The following is a 24,329-nucleotide window of genomic DNA, read 5'->3' as shown; positions in this document are numbered from 1 at the left end:
TCAAGAAAAATCTCAGAATGAAATAGACAATAGCCAACTCTCTTTTTTTCTCAGATTTTCTCAAGGACTCTCGATCTCGTTGCGTCAGATCACCATAGGGTCAAGAATTGGAAGAATGTGTAGCAGGACTAATAGTGGTCTTGTGGCGTTGTCAGTTCTTGAGACCAGTTTACTGGGTCTTGCGTCAGAGATGCGAGTGTTGCCTTTATGTCTGGTCAAAATTTAAGTGACGTTTTGTTTCTCCATGCAGCCTGACGGTCTTTTTCCCAAAAAGAGGCCACTATGTCTAATGGGGGAAAGGTAGAGCCGGTGCCCCTGGGAAATATGCATTGACTTCATGGGAAAGAGTTTATACGATCGCCTGGTTTTCCCTACTTCGGCAACATCGCGTTTTTTGGATATGAATCCATCTGATAGCCACATAAGCTGAATGAGGGAGTGAATTAAAACCCTCCTTTTGGACCTGTGGTGTTGAGCGTACCATCCCCCAAACCCATAGTTAAAGTCGATAACTGTGCTCGGGCAATTGTGCCAAATCCTTTGTTCGGGATCGTTCGGGAAGCCTCTTTGGGTTTATTCTAATTTATGAGGAGCAAAAATGACCTATTGGCTCATGCAGCACTCTTGTAGACGAATTCAGCCGTTGGCCTGTTTCTTTTTGTTGGCAATGCTCGTCATCAGTCCATCCGTCACTCATGGTAAAGAATTAAAGGATGTGATTCCTGATCTTTATGGGGGTAATGGGTTTCAAACAGATCCAAATTTTGCAGGCAACCGTTCCAATGATTTCGGTAATTCGGTGTTTAATTCCTTTAATGAACTGACCAATGGCATCGGTGCACAAACAGGGCAATTTGCGGTGAACTCAACGGTGGCGGCGTATCGGTTTGATGTTGAGCGTGGAGTGCCTGTCGAAGTTACCAAAAGCCTCGGACCACTTTTTGCGGAACGGGCTGACACATTGGGTAAAGGAAGATTTGATTTCCAGGTCGTTTGGTCAAACGCCAATTACAAAAAATTTAATGGACAGAAACTGTCTTCTCTCAGTGAAGATGTCTCTCCTACCGCCGGGCCTGGAACTCCGCCGAATGCCCCAGGATTAGATGAGCTGTTACAAGTTAACCTGGACGTCAAAGTGATCACCAATTTTGTGGGATTTTTTGGCACATATGGGCTGACGGATAATTGGGATGTCAACCTTTTGGTTCCTCTCATCAATAACCAGATCAAAGCAAAGTCGAAGGCGACCATGCTTGATGCCAACGGCGTTCCTTGTACTCAAGGTGGAAATTGTAGTGGTATTTATGTGATCAATGGAACGGCACCCGGCACGGGAGACCCTTCAAAAGACAGTTCTTCGGGGAATAAAACCGGGATCGGGGACGTCCTTCTTCGAACCAAATATAATTTTCTGAAAAATCATGAAATCTTACCCGATTTGGGGGTACGTGGGGGCGTTTCTTTTCCAACGGGAAATGAAGATAACTTCATGGGAGTTGGAGAATACAAATTTGAAGGGTTGGCTGTGGCTTCTAAATATTATTCATCCCCGATCGGAATGATTGGGCCTCATATGAACACGGGTTTTGTGCTGGTCAACAACAAATCCGAACTGAATCTTTTTACCTATGTGGCAGGGTTTGATCTAGCTCCCATTCCGGTTTTTGCTTTCTCCCTTGATCTTCTGGGCCGTCATGAATTGGATGATAAGGATAAAAGTGGAAAGGACATTGTGGACTTGGCTCCCGGGTTAAAATGGGCCCCTTATCCCAATACGTTGCTTCAGGCAGCAGTCCAGCTTCCCCTCAATAAAAATGAAGGCCTCCGGCCGGATGCGGTCTGGACATTGGGACTTGGAGGAACGTTCTAAGGTATTGAATCGTCACCCCTTTGGCTGCTGCCTTTTATAAGGATGCTTTAGGACAGGAAGGGATTTGGAAGAAAATAGGAATATGGGAGAATCGAAGTGCTAATCGATATCTTGTGCAAGGCGAAACCCGATCTGGATACTTCGCGAGTCGGCGTTGTATCCATTTCGAAACGAAGAACGCAAGGATATGGGATCGTTAGTCCAGCCACCGCCTCGCCTCACTCGTGTTCCACATCGTCCGTTATTCGCCTCTAACCAGGCCAAACCATTTGTTGGGGCACGGTGATAGTCGTCATGCCAGCAGTCCTGGACCCACTCCCATACATTTCCACTCATGTCCTGAAGCCCGAGACCGTTGGCTTGTCGGGTTCCAACCGGCTGCGTTCTTCCAGTACTGTTTGTGTTGAACCAGGCATAAGTACCAAGTTGTTCTTGTTCTGAGGTTCCCGCCCAAATTTCGTCTTCTGCTCTATTTTTGGCAGCGTATTCCCACTCGGATTCTGTTGGAAGTCGATAGCGAAGGCCGGTTCCCTCCGATAACCATTTGGCATAATCGCGAGCATCTTCCCACGAGACATTAATGACCGGGCGCTTTTCACGTCCCCACCCCTCATCTCCAGGAAACGCCCGATCTGTCGCCATGGCGAACCGGTCATATTCTTCGAATGTGACCTCGAATCGCCCCAAAGCAAATTTTTTGATATGGACCTTTCGTAGCGGGTGCTCGCTTAATGTATCCTCCCCCCGGCTATCACCCTGTTGAAATGTTCCGGCAGGAATTGCAACCATTTCAGGGTCCAGATGGATGCTCACCACCGGAGAGACGACTCTCAGTATGGCCATTTTAAAATCCTTATTCTCCTCCGCTAACCATGTGCCTAACCCACCCAATAGCATAACGAGCACCCCCATGAGCCCTGTTATCTTCAGCCATTGTTTCTGACGCTTTGCAAGCTGGTATTGTTTCTTCAGCATGGACACGGTTTCTGCATGTGAGGATTCGTGTGGGTTCAGGCTTGGCGCTCGGCCCTTAGGCGAAGATGTTCCGACTGGATACGTTTGTCGTCCGGGACGGTCAGGCTTTGTGTGATCAGCCTGGGGGGTGGAAGATTTTTCCGCAGGTAGGGTTGATTGGTTTTCGTCGTTCATGGTGTGCGCAATCTGAGCATACACATGCGAACAGATTTAAGTCGCCTATAGGGACGGTTCTTATTCTTCTGCGATTTTCCGGTCAATGCTGTCACGAAATGACCAGTTTCTCCGTTAAAGCCTGAAGCCGTATTTTATAATTTTTTAAAAAGACGATCCTCATTTCACCGTATTTTAACAGATAGCCCCCTGAACGAAAGCTTTGTTTCTTAATGTAAAAATTTAATACGCATTACACAAGGGCGGTCCCGCAAATTTTGATAAAAGGTTAAATTCCTAGATTATTAGAGGAATGAGGTTGTTTATCCTGACTTTCGAGGATCAGGAGGTAAGTGTCAGTTTCTGACACATCAGAATACTTTGAACCCTTGTGTCGGGCTTAGCGCGTTGGAAAAGGGCTGAAGAGACTAATGGAGTCTTTACCAGGATAGGAGTGCGGGTGCTTCTTTGATACCGGTACTTTTGCACCTCTGCCGAATCTTGAGAAACGTATGTTGTGTGGAGCTGGCGAGAGGAATTGAACCTCCGACCTGCGGTTTACAAAACCGCTGCTCTACCGATTGAGCTACGCCAGCTCGGCGAATATAAGGACCATCATACCAAAGGATGAAGCAATCAACCAGCATGAATACATAAAAAATTTTCCAACCAACCCTGCTTCAGTTCATTTGCAGCATGACTTTTCGTATGCCACTCTGGTCCGCTTTTTCCATGGCCAGAACGCCATCAAAAAGTGGATAACGGGCATGGATGAGCGGGTCGACCCGGATGTGACTTGTTTCCAGTAAGCGGATGGCCGGAGGGAAAGGACCGCAACGAGATCCAATTAAGGATATTTCCTGAATAACAAAATCCGCCATATTCACAGACACATTTCCGTGATACGTGGATTTGAGGACAAGTGTTCCCCTTGGCCGAATCAATTGCATGGCTGTGGAAAGCCCTTCGGGGCTTCCAGTGGCCTCCACAATCATATCTGCGCCTCGAGAAATATCAGTGAGGTGGGAGGTTATTCTGATTCCCATGTGGGTGAGCCACGCGTCATGGTCTGAATGGCGACCCAACAGGGTGACTGCGCATCCTGATAACACAAGAACTTGTGCGCACAGGATCCCTAACTTCCCATCTCCGATGACAACCACCCGGTCTGTTGGTTTAATTGAGACTAATTGGGGAATTTCACAGGCTGCGGCCAGGGGTTCAATAAAGACGGCCTGGTCATCGGAAATAGAATCAGGCACAACAAAAAGGTTTTCAACAGGCAGGGTCAGGAAATCGGCAAAGGCGCCATCTCGACCCTGGATTCCTAAGGTGGTGCGATGAGGACAATGAGTGGGATGTCTATTGGTGCAGGTTTCACAAGCGCGACAAGCGGCATTGATCTCTCCCACAACTCGTTTCCCAATCAATGCGGTATCCGGAGCCTCATCGACTATCCCGACAAATTCATGCCCCAAGACACCTTCAAAGCTCATATACCCTTTCATCAGCTGTAGATCAGTGGAGCAAATTCCGGCTTGGATGACCCTGATTCTGGCTTCCCCATGTGGTCGCGGGGGAATGGGAAGGTCTGCTTGAAATTGAAGCCTCTGATGAAAAACTAGTCCCCGCATACGGTTCCTTCATGAAATTGCCTAGATCATGGACACAATAGGAACATAACAAAAATGCTGGCACTCTTCAGCAATTTCTATGAATATTTCAGTAAGACGAATTTCCCCGGTATGGATAGCTATTTCTCCTTCAGTTTGATGAAACATCTTCCGTCTTGTCAGGAAAGGTTTCTGGACTTTGGTCGATAACGTGAAGGTGTCGGGAGGACTGTGGGATGCCTGTCGAAACAGAAGGAGAACAATGATGATTGCCGGTATGGCCTCTGCACTATCTGGAATTCAAACTGGAGGAAGAATACTCAGCGTTGGCGCCCATAATACTGCCAATGCACAAACAGAAAGTTTTAAACGTATCCGTGCTCTTCCTGTAGAATCGTCAGCCGGTAATGGGGTGAGGGTCACTTTGCAAACAGATGAACGCCCTGGCCCACAATTTCTCTCAAGTGTAGATTCGATCAGTCTGCGGGAAGGATCTAATGTCGATCTAGGGAAAGAAATTATTTCCAATCTGCAAGCGGTGAATCTCATAGAAGCTAATATCGCCAGTACCAGAATTCAGGACAAAATATTTGGCTCCCTCTTGGATATTACCGGGTAGTTCCTCCTGCCTCATGTAACCACTTATCATTCGATCGAGCCTCCACTTCAACTACTTCGTTCTTTTTAATTCTCGTGCGGTATTTTCGCCGGTGTTACGCTCATGAGAATGACGAATTTTTGCATTTTCATCAATCCATATAGCCAGTTCTGAAGGTGTTTAGGTCTTCGAAGGGCGCTTATATTCTTCATTAAAGCAAAAGCCTTGACAAGATGGATGAGACTCTGTCAGTCAGAGAGGTGTACGAGTGCCAGAAAAAACTGGGGATTTGACTTTGAACGTGGGAAAACAATTATTGTAGAATCAAACGGTTATACGAAGTGAGGCGAACTGTCTTGGGGAATTTCTTGAGAATGCGAAGGGTTGTGAGATAGAAATTTTCCTATTCACTCCGTTTCTATTAAATTTTTTGAACAGGAGATCGGGATGATGCACATGTCACGGTGGTTTGCTGGCGCTGCCCGGCCGTTTCGAATTGCCCCTCCATGGGGGGTTCTTTCTTTATTTTTAGGACTGGGGATGGTAGGTGGATTTTTTGGAAATGGGTGGTTGGTTCCCGCCCAGACGCAAGCGGCTATACCCGGAGCGTTTATTGAAGGTTTTTCAGAAATTGTTGAAAAGGTCGGTCCCGCAGTTGTCAATGTGGCAGTGACTGGTGGTGGAGGTGGACCATCCAGAGGCTTACCTCCCGGGCCGTTTGGTGGCCCTCCAGGCGGCGGCCCTCCCGGTGGTGGTCCCGGTGGCCCTCCAGGCGGCGGCCCTCCGGGTGGCGGTCCCGGCGGCCCTCCAGGAATGAGTGCGGGGTCTGGAGTGATTATTGATTCTCGCGGATATATTTTGACGAATAACCACGTTGTGGAGGATGCAAGCGATATCAAAGTGTCCTTTCATGATGGACGAGAGATGTCAGCAACAGTTGTGGGAACCGATCCAAAGACTGATTTAGCGGTCATTAAAGTCAAACTTGAAAATGGCCCTCTTCCTTCAGTGGCCTGGGGAGAATATGAATCCCTTCGTGTTGGAGATGTGGTCCTGGCCCTTGGGAGTCCATTTGGATTACGCAATACGGTGTCTTTGGGAATTATCAGTGCCCTGGGGCGAGGTAGTGTCGGTATTACGGAATATGAAGATTTCATTCAGACAGATGCCGCCATTAATCCCGGAAATTCCGGTGGGGCCCTGGTAAATATGAAAGGGGAGCTCATCGGGATCAATACGGCCATTTTCTCCAGGACGGGCGGGTCCGAAGGAGTCGGATTTGCCATCGCAGTTAGTATTGCCAAGGATATTGCCGCAAGTCTGATTGAAACAGGGAAGGTGGTAAGAGGATGGATGGGAGTGGCCATTCAGGAATTAACACCCGCCTTAGCGCAATCTTTCCAATTACCTGAAGGTCGACAGGGCGGGGTGTTAATCAGCGAAGTGCATGAAGATGGCCCTTCGGCAAGGGCCGGACTCCAGCGGGGCGATGTCATTCTTGAATACGGAGGAGAAGCCGTCAAGGATGTGAATCATCTTCGTAATATTGTGGCTCGAACGAAGGTGGGAAAGAAAAAAGAAATTAAAGTGTTACGAGAGGGCAAGGAGACGATCCTGACCCTGGAGTTGGGCGAGCGGCCCTCCGATCAAGCATTGGCAAAGACTGGTCCGGTAGAAGAAGAAAAAGCTCCGGCCATGGAAAAACTCGATAATGTGTTGTCGGGAATGACGGTCGCACCGATTAGTGGGGAACACCGGAGTGAATTCAATATTCCGGAACACATTAAAGGTGTGGTTGTTGCGAAAGTTGAATCAGGCAGCGCCGTGGAGGCAGCTGGGATTCAACCCGGTGACGTCATTCAAGAAGTGAGTCGCGGAAGTGTGAAAACAATTGACGACTTCAAGCAGATTGCGTCAAAAATTGCCAAGGATGAGTTGGCCGTTCTACTGGTCAACCGGCGAGGCAATAATCTGTTTATCGCAGTGAATCCTCAATAAGGGATGTAAATTCGGAGGGGGGCGGCGTGAGCCCCCCTCGGATTTTTGGGATACACAACAAACATGGCCAAACAAAGCAAAATGGGTTCCTGGTTTGAAGAGAAAGTCTTCAAGCCACTGGAAGACAAAAAAATGCCCGTCATGGAGCATTTGCACGAGTTTCAATGGCGGCTCACACGGGCAGTCATTGTCATGGCCTGTGTCTTTGTTGGGACATTTTTTTATGCGGATACGCTAGTGTCCTGGCTACGGATTCCCCTGCAAAATTATTTCATTTTAGATTCCTGGGAATGGATGCCATCGGATTTGCCAAAAATTCCTTTTGTTTTTCTCTCCCCGGCTGAGGCCTTATGGCAAAATGTGAAGGTCGCCGGATTATGTGCGCTGGTTTTGTCGACGCCGCACTGGCTATGGGAAGTCTGGCAATTTGTTCTTCCTGGCTTGCATGCCCAGGAACGTCGATTTGTCGGGCCTTTCACTGCCATTAGCACGGTGGCCTTTTATCTGGGGTTGACCTTTTGTTTTTTTGTGGTGTTGCCCTTCGCGTTACACTTTTTGATTTCCTATGGGCTGGCTTCTGGATTTATTGCACAAATATCTATTGCCAATTATGTGGGTTTTATTCTCTGGTTTATGTTGGTTTTTGGCCTGATTTTTGAGGTTCCGCTCGCTCTGACCTTGATGGCTAAATTAGGGTGGGTGGATGCTCCTCTATTACGAAAATACCGGAAATGGGCATTTCTGGGCTCCTTTCTCTTTGCGGCAATTCTGACACCCACCCCTGATCCATTTAACCAATGCATTATGGCCATCCCGATGTATTTCTTTTATGAAGTGGGGATTATCAGTGCCCAAGTCTTTGGCAAGAAAAAAGGCCCGGAAGGTGAGGATGCTGCGGCCCCCGCACCAGCCTCCGGCCCGCCGACCGTTCGGCGTCCCCCATTAGCCCCGCAACCTGTGGGAGCCGGATCTGGAGGGGACGAGGAATATGTCGATGTCCCGGACTCTGGTCCTCGATGAAATTTACGCCGGTGGGGACTTCTGATGATACGGGTAGCTGCCATTTTGATTAGTAGCAAGATACAGTCAGGCCAGCGCCACGATGAAAATCGGAGACCATTGGAACGGATCTTGACGAACCACCAATTGACCCTTTTATCCTATGATGTCCTAGCGGATGATCGTGAGGCCATTTCTCGTCGATTAGTCACACTTTGTGAGACAACGGCTCCACACGTTATTTTGACTCTTGGGGGAACGGGGGTGCGACCAACAGATTGGGCTCCAGAGGCAACTAGAGACGTGATTGAAAAAGAGATCCCTGGAATCGGAGAAGCCATGAGGGCTGAAAGTCTTAAAAAAGTTCGGACCGCCATGCTCTCACGCGGAACGGCTGGAATTAGGGGGACCACCCTGATTTTAAATTTGCCGGGTAGCGTAAAAGGCATGCAAGAGAATTTAGATATGGTGTTACCGCTTTTAGAGCATATGGTGGAGAAAATGGGAAACGTGGCCACCCAATGAGATTGGCGCAAGGTCGAATTTATATTATCCAAAAAATTATCGTATTGAATGTATGTGGAGGGATTCATGGCAACTGAGCTGAATATGATTCAACCATCCTCAAGTTCGAGTGGGGATGTCTGTACCTATATGTGGGCCTGTGCAATCTGTGATGAAACCGAGACCTGTCAAAAGGACCGTGAAGGTCATAGTCGCTGGTTGGTTGGAAAACGGATGGAGCGTATCGATTACAAAATTTTGGTGATGAGTAATAAAGGCGGGGTCGGGAAAAGTACGATGACGACGAATCTGGCCATTAGTCTGGCACTTAAAGGATATGAAGTAGGGATTTGCGACATGGATATTCATGGTCCCAATATTCCAAAAATGGTAGGAGCCGAAGGTCAAAAGCTCAAAATCAGTACAGGCGGTGGGATTATTCCCCATCAAGCCTACAATTTGAAAATTGCCTCGATGTCCTTTCTTTTGCAAAACTCCGATGACCCCATCATTTGGCGGGATGCCTATAAATTTGAATTCATCAACCAACTGTTGGGTGGAGTCGAATGGCAAGACCTCAATTTTCTGCTCATCGATCTTCCGCCCGGGACCGGGAATGAATCGGTGACGACGATTGATCTCATTGGTGATGTCACGGGATGCGTGATTGTGTCCACTCCGCAAGAAGTGGCTCTCTTAGACTCTCGAAAATCGGTCACTTTCGCCAGAGACAGCGAGATTCCTATCATCGGCATCGTGGAAAATATGAGTGGCTTAGATTGTCCCCACTGCCATCAATCCATTGAGTTATTTCGAAAAGGTGGTGGCGAAGCCTCAGCCGCGGACATGGGTGTCCCCTTCCTCGGTCGCGTGCCACTGGATCCGGAAATGGTTCTTCAATGTGATCGTGGTGAACCCTATGCTCTGTTTCATTCAGATCTTCCCACGGCTGACGCTATTCATGGGATTGCGAACAAAGTCGAGGAGTTCTGTAAGAAGAAAGATTCCCTGGTGAAGGTATCGGCTAGACCGGCTCCATTTAAGAAGGCCTAACCGGCAACTGAAGCAGGGCGCGAAGTGTTCTCATAACGATCTGACTATTTGATCAGAACGGCATAGGATAGTCGGATGACCAAGAGTTGAATTATTTGTAGCGACCGCCATGATAAATGAATAAGCAAATAATTTTTGCGTTACTGTGGCGAGACTCTGATTGGGGTGCAGGCGCTTGTAGAGAATCACATTCACCTTCCACATGATTAGGCAAGATACATGGATCAGCTTACTTCGCTAGGTTTAGCCCAACAGACTGTCCTGGATGCGGCCCATCCCCTGGGCTGTGAAAAAATCGGACTCCTTGATTCCCTGGGTCGGGTTTTGGGAGAAGACATTCTCGCCCCGCGATCCAATCCGCCATGGGACAATTCGGCGATGGACGGCTTTGCGGTCCGGTGGGCTGACATTAAGCAGGACTATGCCATCACGCGCATCCCGGAATTGAACATTGTAGAAGATGTCGCGGCAGGGGCAGTGGCTACTAAAACCGTGGGTCCAGGGGAAGCGATTCGGATAATGACCGGAGCTCCTATGCCGGCTGGAGCAGATACCGTTGTGCGAGTGGAATACACCGAGCCTTCAGGTACGAAAGTTCGGATCATGAAGGCGGAAGCCGGGCAGGGATCCAACATCAGGCCTAAAGGGGAAGATGTTACGGAAGGAGAGTGTATTATTCCGAAAGGGACCCAACTGCGTTCAGGGGAAATCGGCATGTTGGCCATCCTGGCTAAATCGTTTGTCCTCGTGTCCCAGCGTCCTCGAGTGGCTATCCTTTCTACCGGGGATGAGCTGGCAGATCTGGATGAATCATTTGATGAGCATAAAATCGTTAATTCCAATAGTTACGGAATTGCTGCGGCTGTCCAGGAATCCGGTGGGATACCTGTTCTTTTGGGAATTGCGAAGGACGACCCTGATTCCTTAAAAGACAAAATTCGCCAGGGTCTCACCTGTGATATTTTGGTGTTATCCGGCGGAGTCTCTATGGGAGATTATGATTTTACCAAACCTGTGTTTGCGGAACTCGGAGCAGACATGAATTTCTGGAAATTGGCGATTCGCCCGGGGCAACCGGTAGCCTTCGGGAAAATCCAAGGGAAACTCGCATTTGGCTTGCCCGGAAACCCCGTGTCTTCCATGGTCACATTTGATCAACTCGTGCGCCCGGCCATGTTGAAAATGGGCGGGCATCGAAAGTGGGAACGGCCCGTTGTCAGGGCACTTTTTCAAGAATCGTTTTCTAAGCATACGGATCGGCGACATTTTCTCCGTGGCATTCTTCAACACGAAAACGGCGTTCTCACGGTCAGGACGACCGGTGGGCAGGGTTCAGGAATACTCACCTCAATGGTCAAAGCCAATGGATTCATTGACGTACCGGAAGACGTCGAATCTCTTAAGCCCGGCGATTCAGTGAACGTCCAATTATTATCGCGGAACTTTTAAGCAATATACGCATTATTATCTATCATTCATGTCGCCTATTGGTAATTATTCGATCTCCTGGAAGGAAATATAGGGTTCATCATGACACCTCCCATTTTGGGTTTTGTTGGCCGCTCCAACAGTGGCAAAACGACTCTCATCGAACGATTGATCCCGGAACTGACGCATGCGGGCTATCGAGTAGCTACCATCAAGCATGCCGGGCACGGGTTTGACCTGGATACCGAAGGCAAAGACAGTTGGCGTCACAAACGTGCAGGGGCCAGCGCGGTTATCGTCTTATCCAAAGGTAGCTTGGCCATGTTTGCTGACGTCCCGGAAGAACTTCCTGTCGATCAAGTTCGGGACCGTTTCATTAATGGAGAAATCGATTTAATTATTGCCGAAGGCTGGAAAAGCCACGGCTTTCCCAAGGTCGTCGTCGTGCGTGAGCAGTTACAAGAAGTGGATGTGTCATTGGATGGCTTGTTGGCGGTAGCCTCGATGAAACACATTGAATGCGCGGCACCCTGGTTTGATCGGGACGACGTCCAGGGCCTGGCGCAGCTGATCATGAAACAGTTCCCCCTTAAAAGGGATTCGTAACCTCCATGGGAAAAGGCCTGACCCTCATTGCGGCCACATTCCTGGTGCTGGCCTTAGGAGGCGCTGCGGCAATCCCGCTGACTAATCAGCCTACCTTCTGTGCGAGTTGTCATACCATCAAACCCTCCTACGATTCCTGGATTCGGTCCAGTCATAAAGATGTCACCTGTGTTGATTGCCACGTGCGTCCAGGCATCTCCGGGTTCATTGAGGATAAAGTCTTTGCCGGAATAGAAGACGTCGCGATCACATTCTTCGGAACCCCGACCGAACCGCACAATTTGAAATCCGATGTGACTTCCTCCGTGTGCATCAATTGTCATCGAGCCATCTTGCGGGTGACAGAAGTCTCCGTTCGTGATCTTCCCGCACCAGTGAAAGATGTGGGATTGATTATGAATCACCGGGAACACATGGAGGCCTTTGAGAAGCGTGGGAAAGGGGAGGGGTGTACGACCTGTCACGGGCGTGTCGTCCATGGATCGCCGATTAAAGCGTATCCCATTGTGATCCCGCGCGGGCATGTCAAACTCGATGACCAACCCCATGAACCAGATCATCCAAAAGACTCGGTGCTCTGGAAGGCCAACATGGCCGATTGCCTTCGTTGTCATGATGGGGAACAACGTTACGAAGGCGAAGTGCTGAGTAATCGCTGTGAAACCTGCCATTTACCCGATAAAATCGGTGGGTTTTTGTTTTAATGCCTGCCTCGGGTTCCAACGCTTCTCCTGTGGTTGAAGTTCGAAACCTCACCAAACGGTTTCAAGGCTTTACGGCCGTCGATAATATTTCTTTCGACATCAAAAAAGGTGAAATACTCGGTCTGCTGGGGCCGAATGGTGCTGGCAAAACCACCACGATTCATATGTTGTTGGGTTTGATCACACCAACCGTCGGGAGCATTCACATGTTTGGCCTGGATTTGGCCACACATCGAGAAACTATTCTTCAACAGGTGAATTTTTCCTCCACCTATATTTCGATGCCGTTTTCCTTAACGGTAGAGGAAAACCTGAAGGTCATCGCGCGGCTCTATGAACTCAAGCATATTCAACAGCGTATTGATGACATTGTCAAAAAGTTGGAGATGGAGGATATCCGGCATCGCCTCACAAGAAAACTGTCTTCAGGCCAAATGTCGCGGCTCACCTTGGCCAAAGCCATCATGACCGAACCAAAGGTTCTGTTTCTGGACGAGCCTACAGCCAGTTTGGATCCTGATATTGTCAATAAAATTAAATCGTTTTTAAAAGAATACCAACGCTCTGAAGGATTGAGTATTCTCTATACCTCGCACAACATGCGGGAGATGGAGGAAATGTCCGATCGGATCATCTTCCTGCAACGAGGGAAGATTGTGGCAGAAGGCACCGCCCCGGAAATCATTCAACGCTACGGCCAACGAGATCTGGAAGAGGTCTTTTTAAAGTTGGCCAGGGAACAGAACGGCCCATGAGTCTCGGTCGTATCCTCGCTTTATTATCGCGTCATATGTATCTCTACAAGCGAAGCTTTGCCCGTTTGCTGGAGATTTTTTATTGGCCGTTTTTAGATCTCGTGGTGTGGGGATTCATTACGATTTATCTGGAAAAGGTCGGGATGTCGCTGCATGGCGCCGTCTCCTTTTTTCTTGGAGCACTGATCCTCTGGGATGTATTGTTTCGCGCGCAGCAAGGCATTGCCGTCTCATTTCTAGAGGAAATGTGGGCTCGAAATCTGATGAACCTGTTTGCCAGTCCGTTAACCGTCGGAGAATATCTTGTCGCGACCATGACCATGAGTGTGCTCAAGGTGACGGCCGTAGGCGGGTTGATGATGCTCTTTGCCTGGGTGTTTTATTCCTACGATATCCTCCAGATGGGGTTCTCGCTACTTCCCTTCGTTCTCAACCTGGTGATATCCGGCTGGATCATTGGGGTGCTTACCACTTCCATCATTATGCGCTTCGGGCAGCAGGCCGAAGTGCTGGCCTGGGGCATGGTCTTTCTTTTTCAACCCATATCTTGCGTGTTTTACCCCATTGAGGTTCTTCCGCCTGTGCTCCAGTCGATTGCCTGGATGGTCCCTCCCGCGCATATCTTTGAAGGGATGCGTGGAGTCCTCACCACTGGGGATTTACCTGTGATGCATTTACTGTGGGCGACCGGCCTCAATTTTGGGTTTCTTGTGATCATCGTGGCATGGTTTTATCACACCTTCAGTATCTGCAAAGAGCGCGGTATGCTTGTCCGGGTAGGGGAATAAATTTTTCAAAACGGACCAAACATCTTCCTTCATTTTCCCCCTGTCCAACGGACAGGAAGAAAAGAACAAATGGGTTGCAATCCATTAATGCTTCCCTGGTTCCTATTATCATCATGGGGATGTGCCATTCGCCCATGATGAATTTCAATGGAATGCGCAACTTGAATTAATGTGCAGAGCGGTCATTCTAAAACTTTCCCGTCGGCCTGGAACTCTGCCTCCGGAGCAAATTCCCGATTGTGCAATGTGCGGCGATTAGTTCCAATCGCGAGGGCCAACGCAACGACAATCACCATCACCGCGACTCCGAATGTAATCTGCATACCCGTGGCAATGGCCTCGGGATGTGCAGTTGTGATGTCGATCGTTGCCGATGCATAAGCGAACACAGCGCCCATTACCGATGCACCCGTGATGCGTCCGAGATTGCGCGCTAGATTAAGCATTCCGGAAGTCACGCCACGCTGGTCAGGGCTGATATCTGTCATGACGGCAGTGTTGTTGGCGGTCTGGAACAACCCATATCCGCCGGTGATGAGCACGATGGGGACAATGTAGCCAGGGATACCGTATGTCGTCGACATCATGGATAAAATGAAGGAACCAGCCGCCATTCCGATGAGCCCGACGATGGTCACGCGTTGCGCGCCAAAACGGTCCGCCATGCGACCGGCGGGCACCCCAGTCAGTGCGGCGACAAGCGGACCGACTGACAAAACGAGTCCAACCATGGCCGCATCGAGCCCGAGCGCACGAGAGAGATAGAATGGTCCGACTACGAGCGTCGCCGTCACCACGTTCGTGACGAGTGCGCTCATGGCAAGGCCGGCACTCAGCACTGGATCGCGAAACCACGCCAATTGGATTAAGGGCGATGCTGCTCTCCTCTCAGCGAGTACGAAGAGGCTGACCCCAAAGGCCGCAGCCAACAGGAGAGCGATGTTGAGGGCACCGAAACTGCCGCGCCCAATTGTCACGGCGAGTGCATAAGCCGCGAGCGTCAGTGCAAGCAGCAGCGTACCCACATAGTCGAATCCGGCCCGATCCGTCTTCGGCCCTCGGCGGTCAACTGGCAGGTATTGATGTGCCAGAAGAAAAGTCAGGATACCCAGGGGTAGGTTGATGAGGAAGATGGCCTGCCAGCTGAATCCAGCGATCAGCACGCCGCCGAGCGATGGACCGAGAGCGGTGCCGATTGCAGACATCGTTCCGAGCAGGCCCATGGCGCTACCGATCTTTGCCTTTGGAACTGTCTCACCGACAAATGCCATGGAGAGGGCCATCATAATGGCCCCGCCGAGGCCCTGGGCCGCCCTCCCGGCAATCAGCAACCAGAACGTGGGCGCGGTTGCGCAGAGAACCGAGGCCACCGTGTACAGGAAAATTCCGGCTAATAGCAGCCGTCGTCGGCCAATGATGTCACCGAGCCGTCCGACGCTGACGATCAGAGTCGTGGCGGCAAGGAGATACGCGAGAAGCACCCATTGGACTTCCTGGAAGGAGACGGTGAAGGCCCGTGTCAACGTCGGCAACGCCACATTGGCGATGCTCGTGTCGAGTGAAGATAGCAACATGGATAGGGAAAGGGCGATGAGCGCCCACCGAACTGACGGTGTCTGTTCTGCACTTCCAGTTACGATCACATCTTGTGTTGCAATGGTTGGCTTCAACATAGGCTCCCACTTTTTGGCAACTCCCGATATGTTGCTATCCAAAATATACCCTCATGTTTGATATGGCGGAAGACGCACCACTTGCACTTTATTCGTGCGTGTGACGCTACATCAGGAATAAACTGTGCTAAAATCAATGCATGTCGACCCCTGATTTCAACCTGCTTGTCACGCTTGATGTGGTGCTCGCGGAAGGGAGTGTGGCGCGCGCGGCCCAACGGTTGCGGCTGAGCCCGTCGGCGATGAGCCGGGCGCTGGCGCGATTGCGTGAGACGGTTGGCGATCCGCTGTTGGTAAGGGCCGGACGCAGCCTCGTTCCCACACCTCGAGCGCTCGAACTCCGCGAGCGGGTGAGGCAACTCGTGCAGGACGGAGAAGCCGTTCTACGGCCTGCCGAGAAACTCAACCTCAAACAGCTCGTCCGGACGTACACGCTCCGGACCGGCGAAGGCTTTGTGGAGAACTTCGGACCGGCCCTCATTGCCCGCATCGGCGAAGAAGCTCCTGGTGTGCGGTTGCGCTTCGTGCAGAAGCCCAACAAAGACAGCGCGCCCCTTCGCGACGGGACCGTCGATCTGGAAACCGGCGTTGTGGCCGATACGACTGCTCCGGAGGTGCGCGCGCAGGCTTTGTTCCGAGACCGGTTTATTGGGGTCGTGCGAATGGGGCATGCGCTGAGCAAGGGGAAGATCACGCCCTCCCGTTATGCTGCCGGGAAGCACATCGTCGTCTCACGGCGGGGTCTCGACAAGGGATCGGTTGATGAAGCCTTGGAGCCATTCGGGCTGGAGCGAAAAATTGTCACGATCGTCGGTGGCTTTTCGACGGCGCTGGCTCTCGCCCGAGCCTCCGACCTGATCGCCACGGTTCCTGAACGACACACAGGAAACTTGCGGGCCGGGATGCATAGTTTTCCCCTTCCGGTCTCTCTACCGGAGGTCACGGTTTCCCTGCTCTGGCACCCGCGCCTGGATGCCGATCTCGCGCATCGCTGGCTGCGCGGACACGTTCGTGATATCTGCGCGGCGATCCGCTGAAGGTGAAAATTTTCTGAAGTCCACCCGAGCATGATTGCCGATTGCCTACCGGATCAGGTGCAAACCATCGAGGTAGGGGCGCAGTCCTGAAGATACTGTTGGTTACACGACTGTTTGCTCTTTCCAAGGTGGAGACGAATGATGATCGACTAACAACGGGGGATGGATCTGAACCGAATGGTGAGGTTAAATCTGCTGTATCAGAGCGAAAGCGGGAAGTCTGCGAACGAACCGGAAAAACTCACTGTCTTGGTGATTTATTCCCTAATGGGTTATCAAGGTATTTGGGGCACGAAGTGGGGATCCTGAATTTTTGGAATCATGCTCATTCCTTCTTGTGTGGCATGGTCCTTTTCATCGATACTCGAATCGGACCTGACCAATCCTTCGGTATCCTGACCGAAAGTTTGCCCCTTACCCTCTCCTCCTAGCAACTCCTCTCCTAACTGGCCTTCATCCACAAACCGCGTACGAAAGACATGCGGCAAGTGCTGAATATTGTCCGTTTGACCAGTATCCTCTTTTTCGAATTCCTGAATTATCCTGCGACCTCCTGCGGTATCCTTCCATTGCTCAAAGTCATGTCGACATTGCTCCAGATCTAATTCGCACCAGACGAAATGCTTATCATCCATTGTGCTGAGATAGAGATCAATCTGCTCATCATTAACCGTATGGTGAGAGGCACATCCACCAAGGAGTACGAAGAAACCCACAAGGCCAAGCGTACAAATATTTCGCATTTCCCCCTCCGATAGCTCATCCTATCGGTTGGATTCGAATTTCCTATACGCACGAACTTAGCGCTTCATGTGAAGATCGCGCAGTTCAGAGGTGAACTGTTTTCGTTTTTCTTTTTTTCTCTGGTAATAATCGTGATTTTTAGGTCTTTTTTTTAGTGGTTAAGTCAGAAAAGTCAGGCAATACGGAAAAGGGGGTGAGGGCATGCACCCTATTAGTGAGTGCTTTGTGCAGTGTGAGAATTGAAGATGATTTCTTGAAGGAGTTGCAGGCACTTTCTTTTCGTTTTCATCTTGTGTGTTTCTGGGTTTAATCCTTCGGTTAGCCCAGCATCTCATTCATAGGCTGTCGTGGCGCCGGTCCAAGACTGAGGAAGGGGAAACAGTTTTATAGTAATGGCTCCGTTCTCAGAGAAGTAGTTTGTTCTTGATAGAGAAAACGGCGGATTGGAAAAGTCAATAATTTCCTGGTTATCGGTCACGGGCGAAGGGTCTGTGCCACGGTTGACGATGATCGACTTTTTTAGAGTCTCGTCGGACCTTTTCCTGAGCGAATTCGAATGGATCTGGATGACATGGTTAGCCAGGGCTTGTTTCGCCCTTCAACCTCTTCAATCGATCTTCTTTTAATTCAATCCAGAGCGACTTTTCTCTCTCCACCGTGACGGAACCGGGTTTAAAGCCTTTGCCTTTCCTGACAAACTTCCGCAGAGTATAAATCACTTCGCCTTTCCCGCTCTTTCGCAAATTACTAAACCAGAGGGTCAGCGTCGCCGCATCCTTTAAGGTCTCCGGTGGCACCGTGGCGCCTTTCTCCAACCGGACAACCACATGAGAGCCTGGTGTCCCTCGTGCATGGAGCCACAGGTCATCCGCATTGGCGACCTTCAATGTCAGATGATCATTATCCTTGGCTGTTTTTCCGACTAAAATCGGGAGCCCGTCGACAGAGGTATATGTCCGGTAGGCTTGGGCTGGAGCCGGTTTGCCTTTGGATACTCGAGTGCCAGAAGGAACAGAGGAGCCTCGTGTTTTGCTGGGTTTTGGTGAAAAATCAGAATCTACGATCCCTTGTTCCAACTGCGCCAATTTTGCCTCCAATCGGGCCATCTCCTGTTGGGCATGGTCCACACGGGGTTGGAGATGTTCCTGAGCCCCGATAAATTTACGATATTTTCGAAAGTAATCTTCCATATTCCACACGGCATCTTTAGATGGGTCAAGAGGGAGAGTCAGAGTGGGCAAGGCGGGATCATAATAATCAACCATGGCGATGCTCTCCTGTCCCTTTTTGATTTCATGGAGATGACTTTTCAATAGTTCTCCATACCGGGCATATTCCCGAAACCGCTCCGTCTTTTTGAAATCTTCTTGTAAGGCCTGAATTTTTCTTTTCGCATGCTTCAGCGCCTTTCGAGCCTGAAACAGTTGCTGTTCAAGAATGGCATCCTGGCCTTCCTCCTGTTCTTGTTGGCCATATCGGGCTTCCAGTTCAGCCGACACCGGAAATATTTCCCTAAACGCTCCTTTTCCTTCAGTAAAGGATTCAGAAAGCGGTTCACTCATTTCGCCTTCCTGCTGAATAACGATCCCGTTCTGAGGGACCCGTCCAGCCATGGAGGGGGGAGGGAGAGCCTCCGACGGTTTCACCGGCCTCAATGTTGGGGGCGCATAGCGCTCTCCGACCTTCACACGCGATTCCCGTAATGACCACAACGTCAATTTTTTCTCATTCAACAAATGCACATTCGCCTGATTGCCGATCAACGCAATCACCAAAACACACACCTGCTCGGCTTTCACAATGGTGATAAACACAATCCGGTCCCCGGGCTCCTGGCTGATCTCCACAATGCGCCCACCCTCCACGTGGGAACGCAGAAAAGAACAAAAGGGTGGGGGAGTCGGCGGATTCTCAAACTTCTGAGAGGTAAGATGTAGGCGGGCAAACCGGGGTTCCACGCTCACGAGTAAGGTACTCGTCTGTCCTCGTGTTCGGACATCGAGGGTGAGGGTAAGGAGCCGGGGTTGGTGGATTTTCTGGATGAACCCACCGACAAGAGCCCGGTTCAATTCTCCGACAATAGACTCACATTCAAAAAGGGAAAGAGCCATAGTTTGGCTGACACCATCCCTTATTCTGGATTCTGGCCAACCAGATAGGCGATCCATGATGGATCGGAATCACCTTTCTCCACGCGATGATAGGTGCCTGTCCCTTCATTTGCCTCTGCATTGAGGCCTTCCCAGAGAAAGTGCACGTCTTTAAAACCGGCCTCTTTCATGAGTTCTGTGACTTCGGGAATCGTCCACAAGCGCCAATCATAGACAAAGGCATTGCGAAGCTCACTGCCATCGCGGAAAAGAAAATGAATCCGGGTTGTACAGAAATACGTGGAGGGTTCAAAGACATCCTGATCCCACACAAAGATAAAATCGCCGATGCCGTCATCAACCGGATTCTCGATGTCTCGATGTTCCTCTTGTTCCACCTGCGTTTCGCTGCCCCCCCAGATATCCAGCATAAACAACCCGCCGGGCTGAATCGATCGCCTGGCATTCCTGAAATATTCTAAAAGGGTCGGGCGGTCACGAAAAACCATATAACTAAAATTCATGGCGACGGTCAGTTGCGAGAGGGGGTATTGGACGTTCAAGACATTGTCATTCACCAATGTGAGTCGCTGCTGTTGCTCGGGAGTCAGATGAGAAACGTTGTGTTTGATGCCCCAATTCAGCGTGGGCCAATCCAGGTCGATGCCCATGGCATGATTGTCGGGATGCCTGGTTACAAAATGGGAGGATAAAAAGGCGGTTCCACAGAAATCCTCCCGAAAGTGGCGAAGGGGAGTGTTGGTATAGCTCTCGAAATATTCAGTGAGGAACGGCATGTCAAGTTCAGGGCTTTGCACGCTCTTTTGATAAAGAAGATGGGGATCGGCCAATTGAGCCATTGAAATTGGTTGGGAAGAGTCAAATTCAGCAGAACTCATGGAAACCTCATTTCTATTATGAGAGTGAATTCATTTTAAGATTTCGCCAAACAGTCGGGTGGGGTATTATTGAAATCAGGAAACCCTCAATTGATGGCTTGTTGTGGTTTGCAATCTTACGGGAATGGGGTGGTCTCTTTCCAGAGATATGGGCCGGGAACAGTTGAATCACTCCAAACTCATTCCATCTTCGACCTTTTCCGCTCTTTTAAGTGTATTAGTCCTGGGGTGAGGAAAGGAGAAAAAAGAATTTTAAAATTACCTGTTCCGGTTAAATTCGCTGTCATTCAACTTCATGGTTTTTTGTAACATTTGGTGCTTTGGTTGCACACAAGATCGAAAAGGAAAGCTTTCATGGATGTGACATCGTTAGCCATTATTGCGAGCGGGGTATTTGTGGGTATGGGTGCTTCCTTCACCGGGCTTGGTGGCGGATTCTTGATGGTTCCCCTTCTCCTTTTCCTGGGCTTCACGGCACAAAAAGCCGTAGGCACCTCATTCGTGGGGATCCTGGTTATTGCGGTCTCGGCTTTGGTTGCCCACGGTAGGCTGGCTAACGTGGATTACAAATATGGCCTCCTGCTCGGCCTGGGAGGAATCATCGGGGCACAAATCGGTGCTCGCCTTATTGAAGGTGTCCCCACTGACATGTTCAAAAAAATCTTTTCCGTCATTCTCATCGGCCTGGCGATATATTTGTTTGTAAAAAAGTAGGTGCAGGGGGAGTCACTAGCCAATGAACATCAGAAGCAGTACCGGGGGTCGTTTATTTTCGCTATTGAATCTCTCGTGAAGGTTACATTCATTTTTTGTTGGAATGAGATGTTTCCAGAAGTGGCTCTTGCCAATCAATCATATTTAATAGTAACTATTGTTGGCATGGTTTCTCATGGGCTACATCTTTGATTGTAGCCCGCATGGCCGGTTTTATCCTTTCAGGATGAGTTTTGTACTTCTTAGGACTCGACACCGTCCGTCGTGATACGTTTCCCCTGATAGGTTTCGGAGTATCTTCGGAACAGACGTAAGTAATTGGTGGCGGATTGTTTGTGACGCAAGAACAATTTTAGTCCGGTATGGCATCGATGGTTCCAAAAGGATCCCAATGATAGAGCAGTTTTTCCTGCAGTCTCTTTTATTACTCGGAACAGCCGTGGTTGTTGTAGTTGCATTCCACCGGTTGCATATTCCTTCGCCTCTTGGTTATCTGCTCGTTGGCCTTCTGCTCGGTTCGTACACCCCTGGGCCGGTGATTGAAGCCCAGCCCATTCGCGCACTGGCAGAATTCGGCATCGTCTTTTTATTGTTTACCATTGGCCTGAACTTCTCGATGCCGCAGATCCATGCCTTGCGTCATCAGCTACTGGGTCTTGGCACGGGACAGGTCCTGCTTACGACGATCGCGGTGGGCCTCCTGGCTTGGCTCGTGGGGATGCCCATTGCGGCGGCCTTCGTGGTGGGAGCGGTCTTCGCTCAGTCCTCCACAACCATTATCAGTAAGCAACTCACTGATCAGGGAGAGGAGCATAGCCGGCATGGACGGTTGGGGATAGCCATGTCCGTCTTCCAGGATGTTACGGCAGTTCCTTTCGTGGTCGTCATCCCTGTGCTTGCTATGGCGAATACGGAGGTCGTGGTTCTGGCCAGCTCGCTCGGAATGGCATTTGCGAAAGCGGCCCTGGCATTCGGATTGGTCTTTCTGGCCGGACGATGGGTCATGCGCCCGTTGTTTTATCTGGTCGCGGAGCTCCGCTCCACGGAAGTGTTTACCCTGACAGTGCTATTTGTGTCATTGGTCTCGGCATGGACCACGAGTAGCCTTGGCCTGTCTATGGCGTTCGGTGCGTTCCTGGCAGGCATGATGCTGGGTGAGACCGAATTCCGACATCAGGTGGAATCGACAATTCGTCCTTTCCGCGACGTATTGCTTGGTCTATTCTTCATCGGGATCGGTATGTTGGTCGACCCGTCGACAATCCCGGAAATTTGGCATTTGGCCTTGGCGGGAGCCACGGTCTTGTTGCTCATCAAGACCTTACTCGTGGCACTGATGGTACGCATTGCCGGAATGGACGCGATGACGGCCTGGCGTACCGGTTGGCTGCTGGCTGTGGGAGGTGAATTCGGGTTCGCTTTGCTCTCTATCGCGTTGGACGTGGGTGTGATCCAACCAAAAATCGGGCAGATTGTGCTGACCTCTGTATTATTTTCGATGATTGTTGCTCCATTTCTTATCCGGTACAACCAGGTGCTTGCTCGCTGGTGTGCTCCTCGTCCGGCCCGAGAGGGAAAGGATGCGGTGCCCCAAGTCAGCATAGAAACAATCGGACATCTTCGCGATCATGTCATCATTTGCGGGTACGGACGTATTGGGCAGAGTGTGGCTCATCTTCTGGAAGAGGAACAGATTCCTTATGTGGCATTGGATCTGGATCCGTCCAGGGTAAAGGAGGCGAATATCGCAGGAGAGGGAGTTTTTTACGGAGATGCGTCCGAACGTACGATTTTAGAAGGGATTGGTGTCGGCACGGCCCGGCTGGTCGTGATCGGCCACGCAGATGTGGCCTCGGCCCATAAAACTCTGCATCACCTTCGGACTTTACGTCCGGATCTTCCGATCATGGTACGCACCCGCGATGAAACCCACGTCGAGGAATTGCGTGCGGCTGGCGCGACAGAGGTGGTGCCGGAGACGCTGGAGGCCGGTCTCATGATCGCCGCACATGCTCTCGTGTTACTGGACGTGCCCATTTCCCGCGTGGCACGTCGAATGCGGGAACAGCGCAATGGGCGTTATCATTTATTACGTGAGTTCTTTCTGGGCGATAGCCTGCTGGCTGACACGCGGGAAGAACACAACGTCGACCGCCTTCGACCGGTCGTGCTACATCCGGACAGTTCTGTTGTGGGACACTCATTACATGAACTGAATCTTAAGGGCGTTGCGATTGCCGCTTTGGTACGGCAAGGGCAACGACAACTCATGCCGTCAGGCGAAACCAGGGTGGAGGCAGGGGATGTCGTGGTATTATTCGGCTCGCCTGATGATCTCCAGCGAGCTGAGCGTGCCCTGTTTGGATAAGGTGGGGAGATCTCCCACAGTGGATTGGTGTCGAACCGTAACTCCACCCGGCACAGGGAAATCTCCTTAGAACATCTTTTGAGCTTTATGGCCATTTCTTTGACAAACCGCTACATTTTTAGCATATTGCTTTCGGTACTTCATCGGACTAATAGATGGTTATTGTTGTGAGGTAATCTTATGGCAACATGGCTTATTCCGGCACTTAAAGCCGTTCTTCCACATATCGGGACAATCATTTCGGCTACCGCACCAGCGTTTACCAAGAAAGATTCTGCCCCTACCACTGATCAGACACATTTGTTGCAGCAACAGATCAGCGAGTTACAAACAGCCGCCTCCCAAAACGCCACACATGTCAAAGAACTTGCCGAACAATTGCAAAGTACGGTTGCGGCTATCGAACACGCTGCCTCAGTGGCCACATCTAATCAGCAACGCGCCTTGCAAATCAGTCTTGTGGCGATCGCCCTCTCCGCTATCTCCCTCTGTGCCGTCCTCTTGCATGTTCTTTTCCTTTAAGGGGCTGTCCCGGTTCGTTAAAAGTATCGGCCATGTAGGTTTCAACCACTTGTTCTACCTCTGAAGCTCCTGCGCAAACACGTTTTTCAAGGCACTACCTCCAAACTAGAAAACGCGGCACATCGTATCTCTATAACCAGGGAAATACGTATTCATAGCCCGACTTCCTTTTATAAACATGAGGAAGAAATGGCAAAGAGTAATCGAACCAGGGAAAAGAATATCTATTTTAGAAATT

The 24,329-nt window shown here is 50.2% G+C and carries 21 protein-coding genes and 1 tRNA gene; 15 read left to right on the top strand and 7 right to left on the bottom strand.

What is annotated here, in order from left to right:
- Positions 1-598: 598 nt before the first annotated feature.
- Complete coding sequence (locus tag PJI16_20785; protein MDT3780001.1) at positions 599-1,870, top strand: transporter; 1,272 nt, start codon at positions 599-601, stop codon at positions 1,868-1,870.
- Between the two features lie 99 nt (positions 1,871-1,969).
- Here the strand turns inward: PJI16_20785 and PJI16_20780 are convergent, their stop codons facing one another.
- The 3 genes from PJI16_20780 to PJI16_20770 all read right to left on the bottom strand — a co-directional run bounded on the left by PJI16_20780 (position 1,970) and on the right by PJI16_20770 (position 4,632).
- A complete protein-coding gene (locus PJI16_20780) occupies positions 1,970-3,019 on the bottom strand; it encodes a formylglycine-generating enzyme family protein (protein MDT3780000.1) in 1,050 nt (349 codons plus the stop codon).
- Positions 3,020-3,518: 499 nt separating this feature from the next.
- Positions 3,519-3,594, bottom strand: a tRNA-Thr gene (locus PJI16_20775).
- A gap of 84 nt (positions 3,595-3,678) precedes the next feature.
- The gene (locus PJI16_20770) at positions 3,679-4,632 is read right to left on the bottom strand and encodes an alcohol dehydrogenase catalytic domain-containing protein (protein MDT3779999.1); all 954 of its coding nucleotides are present in this window, start codon (positions 4,630-4,632) and stop codon (positions 3,679-3,681) included.
- A 241-nt stretch (positions 4,633-4,873) separates the two neighbouring features.
- Here PJI16_20770 and PJI16_20765 point away from each other — a divergent pair, with 241 nt between their 5' ends.
- The 10 genes from PJI16_20765 (at position 4,874) to PJI16_20720 (ending at position 14,044) form a co-directional block, all read left to right on the top strand.
- Positions 4,874-5,230, top strand: coding sequence for a hypothetical protein (locus PJI16_20765; GenBank protein ID MDT3779998.1), 357 nt, complete (start codon positions 4,874-4,876; stop codon positions 5,228-5,230).
- Between the two features lie 426 nt (positions 5,231-5,656).
- The gene (locus PJI16_20760) at positions 5,657-7,207 is read left to right on the top strand and encodes a Do family serine endopeptidase (protein ID MDT3779997.1); all 1,551 of its coding nucleotides are present in this window, start codon (positions 5,657-5,659) and stop codon (positions 7,205-7,207) included.
- A 63-nt stretch (positions 7,208-7,270) separates the two neighbouring features.
- Positions 7,271-8,227: a twin-arginine translocase subunit TatC gene (tatC, locus tag PJI16_20755; protein MDT3779996.1), complete on the top strand. Its 957-nt coding sequence runs from the start codon at positions 7,271-7,273 to the stop codon at positions 8,225-8,227.
- Between the two features lie 24 nt (positions 8,228-8,251).
- Positions 8,252-8,731, top strand: coding sequence for a MogA/MoaB family molybdenum cofactor biosynthesis protein (locus PJI16_20750; protein MDT3779995.1), 480 nt, complete (start codon positions 8,252-8,254; stop codon positions 8,729-8,731).
- A 66-nt stretch (positions 8,732-8,797) separates the two neighbouring features.
- The gene (locus PJI16_20745) at positions 8,798-9,763 is read left to right on the top strand and encodes an Mrp/NBP35 family ATP-binding protein (protein MDT3779994.1); all 966 of its coding nucleotides are present in this window, start codon (positions 8,798-8,800) and stop codon (positions 9,761-9,763) included.
- A 219-nt stretch (positions 9,764-9,982) separates the two neighbouring features.
- Complete coding sequence (locus tag PJI16_20740) at positions 9,983-11,212, top strand: molybdopterin molybdotransferase MoeA (protein MDT3779993.1); 1,230 nt, start codon at positions 9,983-9,985, stop codon at positions 11,210-11,212.
- An 81-nt stretch (positions 11,213-11,293) separates the two neighbouring features.
- Complete coding sequence (mobB, locus tag PJI16_20735) at positions 11,294-11,797, top strand: molybdopterin-guanine dinucleotide biosynthesis protein B (protein ID MDT3779992.1); 504 nt, start codon at positions 11,294-11,296, stop codon at positions 11,795-11,797.
- Between the two features lie 5 nt (positions 11,798-11,802).
- Complete coding sequence (locus PJI16_20730; GenBank protein MDT3779991.1) at positions 11,803-12,501, top strand: NapC/NirT family cytochrome c; 699 nt, start codon at positions 11,803-11,805, stop codon at positions 12,499-12,501.
- On the top strand, positions 12,501-13,256 hold the full coding sequence (locus tag PJI16_20725; GenBank protein MDT3779990.1) for an ABC transporter ATP-binding protein: 756 nt from the start codon (positions 12,501-12,503) through the stop codon (positions 13,254-13,256). The genes PJI16_20730 and PJI16_20725 overlap by 1 nt, the downstream gene beginning before the upstream one ends.
- The gene (locus PJI16_20720; protein MDT3779989.1) at positions 13,253-14,044 is read left to right on the top strand and encodes an ABC transporter permease; all 792 of its coding nucleotides are present in this window, start codon (positions 13,253-13,255) and stop codon (positions 14,042-14,044) included. The genes PJI16_20725 and PJI16_20720 overlap by 4 nt, the downstream gene beginning before the upstream one ends.
- Positions 14,045-14,226: 182 nt before the next feature.
- Here PJI16_20720 and PJI16_20715 read toward each other — a convergent pair whose 3' ends face one another.
- Positions 14,227-15,717, bottom strand: a complete 1,491-nt coding sequence (locus PJI16_20715; protein MDT3779988.1) for an MFS transporter — start codon at positions 15,715-15,717, stop codon at positions 14,227-14,229.
- Between the two features lie 140 nt (positions 15,718-15,857).
- On the opposite strand from PJI16_20715, the gene PJI16_20710 reads away from it, so the two are divergent.
- The gene (locus PJI16_20710; GenBank protein MDT3779987.1) at positions 15,858-16,754 is read left to right on the top strand and encodes a LysR family transcriptional regulator; all 897 of its coding nucleotides are present in this window, start codon (positions 15,858-15,860) and stop codon (positions 16,752-16,754) included.
- Positions 16,755-17,029: 275 nt separating this feature from the next.
- Here PJI16_20710 and PJI16_20705 read toward each other — a convergent pair whose 3' ends face one another.
- The 3 genes from PJI16_20705 to PJI16_20695 form a co-directional block, all read right to left on the bottom strand.
- Positions 17,030-17,497, bottom strand: coding sequence for a hypothetical protein (locus PJI16_20705; protein MDT3779986.1), 468 nt, complete (start codon positions 17,495-17,497; stop codon positions 17,030-17,032).
- Positions 17,498-18,073: 576 nt separating this feature from the next.
- Complete coding sequence (locus PJI16_20700) at positions 18,074-19,609, bottom strand: NFACT family protein (GenBank protein MDT3779985.1); 1,536 nt, start codon at positions 19,607-19,609, stop codon at positions 18,074-18,076.
- Positions 19,610-19,629: 20 nt separating this feature from the next.
- Positions 19,630-20,487: a class I SAM-dependent methyltransferase gene (locus PJI16_20695; GenBank protein MDT3779984.1), complete on the bottom strand. Its 858-nt coding sequence runs from the start codon at positions 20,485-20,487 to the stop codon at positions 19,630-19,632.
- Between the two features lie 354 nt (positions 20,488-20,841).
- Here PJI16_20695 and PJI16_20690 point away from each other — a divergent pair, with 354 nt between their 5' ends.
- The 3 genes from PJI16_20690 to PJI16_20680 all read left to right on the top strand — a co-directional run bounded on the left by PJI16_20690 (position 20,842) and on the right by PJI16_20680 (position 24,091).
- Positions 20,842-21,201, top strand: a complete 360-nt coding sequence (locus PJI16_20690) for a sulfite exporter TauE/SafE family protein (protein MDT3779983.1) — start codon at positions 20,842-20,844, stop codon at positions 21,199-21,201.
- Positions 21,202-21,592: 391 nt separating this feature from the next.
- Positions 21,593-23,569, top strand: a complete 1,977-nt coding sequence (locus PJI16_20685) for a cation:proton antiporter (GenBank protein MDT3779982.1) — start codon at positions 21,593-21,595, stop codon at positions 23,567-23,569.
- A gap of 180 nt (positions 23,570-23,749) precedes the next feature.
- A complete protein-coding gene (locus PJI16_20680; protein ID MDT3779981.1) occupies positions 23,750-24,091 on the top strand; it encodes a hypothetical protein in 342 nt (113 codons plus the stop codon).
- Positions 24,092-24,329: the final 238 nt, after the last annotated feature.

This window comes from Nitrospira sp. MA-1, assembly GCA_032139905.1.
In the GTDB taxonomy this organism is placed as follows: Bacteria; Nitrospirota; Nitrospiria; order Nitrospirales; family UBA8639; genus Nitrospira_E.
The sequence above is the reverse complement of the archived record's forward strand: the minus strand, read 5'-3'. Positions and strand labels throughout refer to the sequence as shown.

Excerpts from the sequence above, each read along its gene's own strand:
- PJI16_20740 (MDT3779993.1), top strand. The coding sequence starts at position 9,983 with ATGGATCAGCTTACTTCGCTAGGTTTAGCCCAACAGACTGTCCTGGAT.
- PJI16_20725 (MDT3779990.1), top strand. The coding sequence starts at position 12,501 with ATGCCTGCCTCGGGTTCCAACGCTTCTCCTGTGGTTGAAGTTCGAAAC.
- PJI16_20695 (MDT3779984.1), bottom strand. The coding sequence starts at position 20,487 with ATGAGTTCTGCTGAATTTGACTCTTCCCAACCAATTTCAATGGCTCAA.
- tatC (MDT3779996.1), top strand. The coding sequence starts at position 7,271 with ATGGCCAAACAAAGCAAAATGGGTTCCTGGTTTGAAGAGAAAGTCTTC.
- PJI16_20750 (MDT3779995.1), top strand. The coding sequence starts at position 8,252 with ATGATACGGGTAGCTGCCATTTTGATTAGTAGCAAGATACAGTCAGGC.
- PJI16_20680 (MDT3779981.1), top strand. The coding sequence starts at position 23,750 with ATGGCAACATGGCTTATTCCGGCACTTAAAGCCGTTCTTCCACATATC.
- PJI16_20745 (MDT3779994.1), top strand. The coding sequence starts at position 8,798 with ATGGCAACTGAGCTGAATATGATTCAACCATCCTCAAGTTCGAGTGGG.
- PJI16_20765 (MDT3779998.1), top strand. The coding sequence starts at position 4,874 with ATGATGATTGCCGGTATGGCCTCTGCACTATCTGGAATTCAAACTGGA.
- PJI16_20780 (MDT3780000.1), bottom strand. The coding sequence starts at position 3,019 with ATGAACGACGAAAACCAATCAACCCTACCTGCGGAAAAATCTTCCACC.
- mobB (MDT3779992.1), top strand. The coding sequence starts at position 11,294 with ATGACACCTCCCATTTTGGGTTTTGTTGGCCGCTCCAACAGTGGCAAA.
- PJI16_20690 (MDT3779983.1), top strand. The coding sequence starts at position 20,842 with ATGGATGTGACATCGTTAGCCATTATTGCGAGCGGGGTATTTGTGGGT.
- PJI16_20705 (MDT3779986.1), bottom strand. The coding sequence starts at position 17,497 with ATGCGAAATATTTGTACGCTTGGCCTTGTGGGTTTCTTCGTACTCCTT.
- PJI16_20700 (MDT3779985.1), bottom strand. The coding sequence starts at position 19,609 with ATGGCTCTTTCCCTTTTTGAATGTGAGTCTATTGTCGGAGAATTGAAC.
- PJI16_20710 (MDT3779987.1), top strand. The coding sequence starts at position 15,858 with ATGTCGACCCCTGATTTCAACCTGCTTGTCACGCTTGATGTGGTGCTC.
- PJI16_20730 (MDT3779991.1), top strand. The coding sequence starts at position 11,803 with ATGGGAAAAGGCCTGACCCTCATTGCGGCCACATTCCTGGTGCTGGCC.
- PJI16_20715 (MDT3779988.1), bottom strand. The coding sequence starts at position 15,717 with ATGTTGAAGCCAACCATTGCAACACAAGATGTGATCGTAACTGGAAGT.
- PJI16_20720 (MDT3779989.1), top strand. The coding sequence starts at position 13,253 with ATGAGTCTCGGTCGTATCCTCGCTTTATTATCGCGTCATATGTATCTC.
- PJI16_20685 (MDT3779982.1), top strand. The coding sequence starts at position 21,593 with ATGATAGAGCAGTTTTTCCTGCAGTCTCTTTTATTACTCGGAACAGCC.
- PJI16_20770 (MDT3779999.1), bottom strand. The coding sequence starts at position 4,632 with ATGCGGGGACTAGTTTTTCATCAGAGGCTTCAATTTCAAGCAGACCTT.
- PJI16_20760 (MDT3779997.1), top strand. The coding sequence starts at position 5,657 with ATGATGCACATGTCACGGTGGTTTGCTGGCGCTGCCCGGCCGTTTCGA.
- PJI16_20785 (MDT3780001.1), top strand. The coding sequence starts at position 599 with ATGACCTATTGGCTCATGCAGCACTCTTGTAGACGAATTCAGCCGTTG.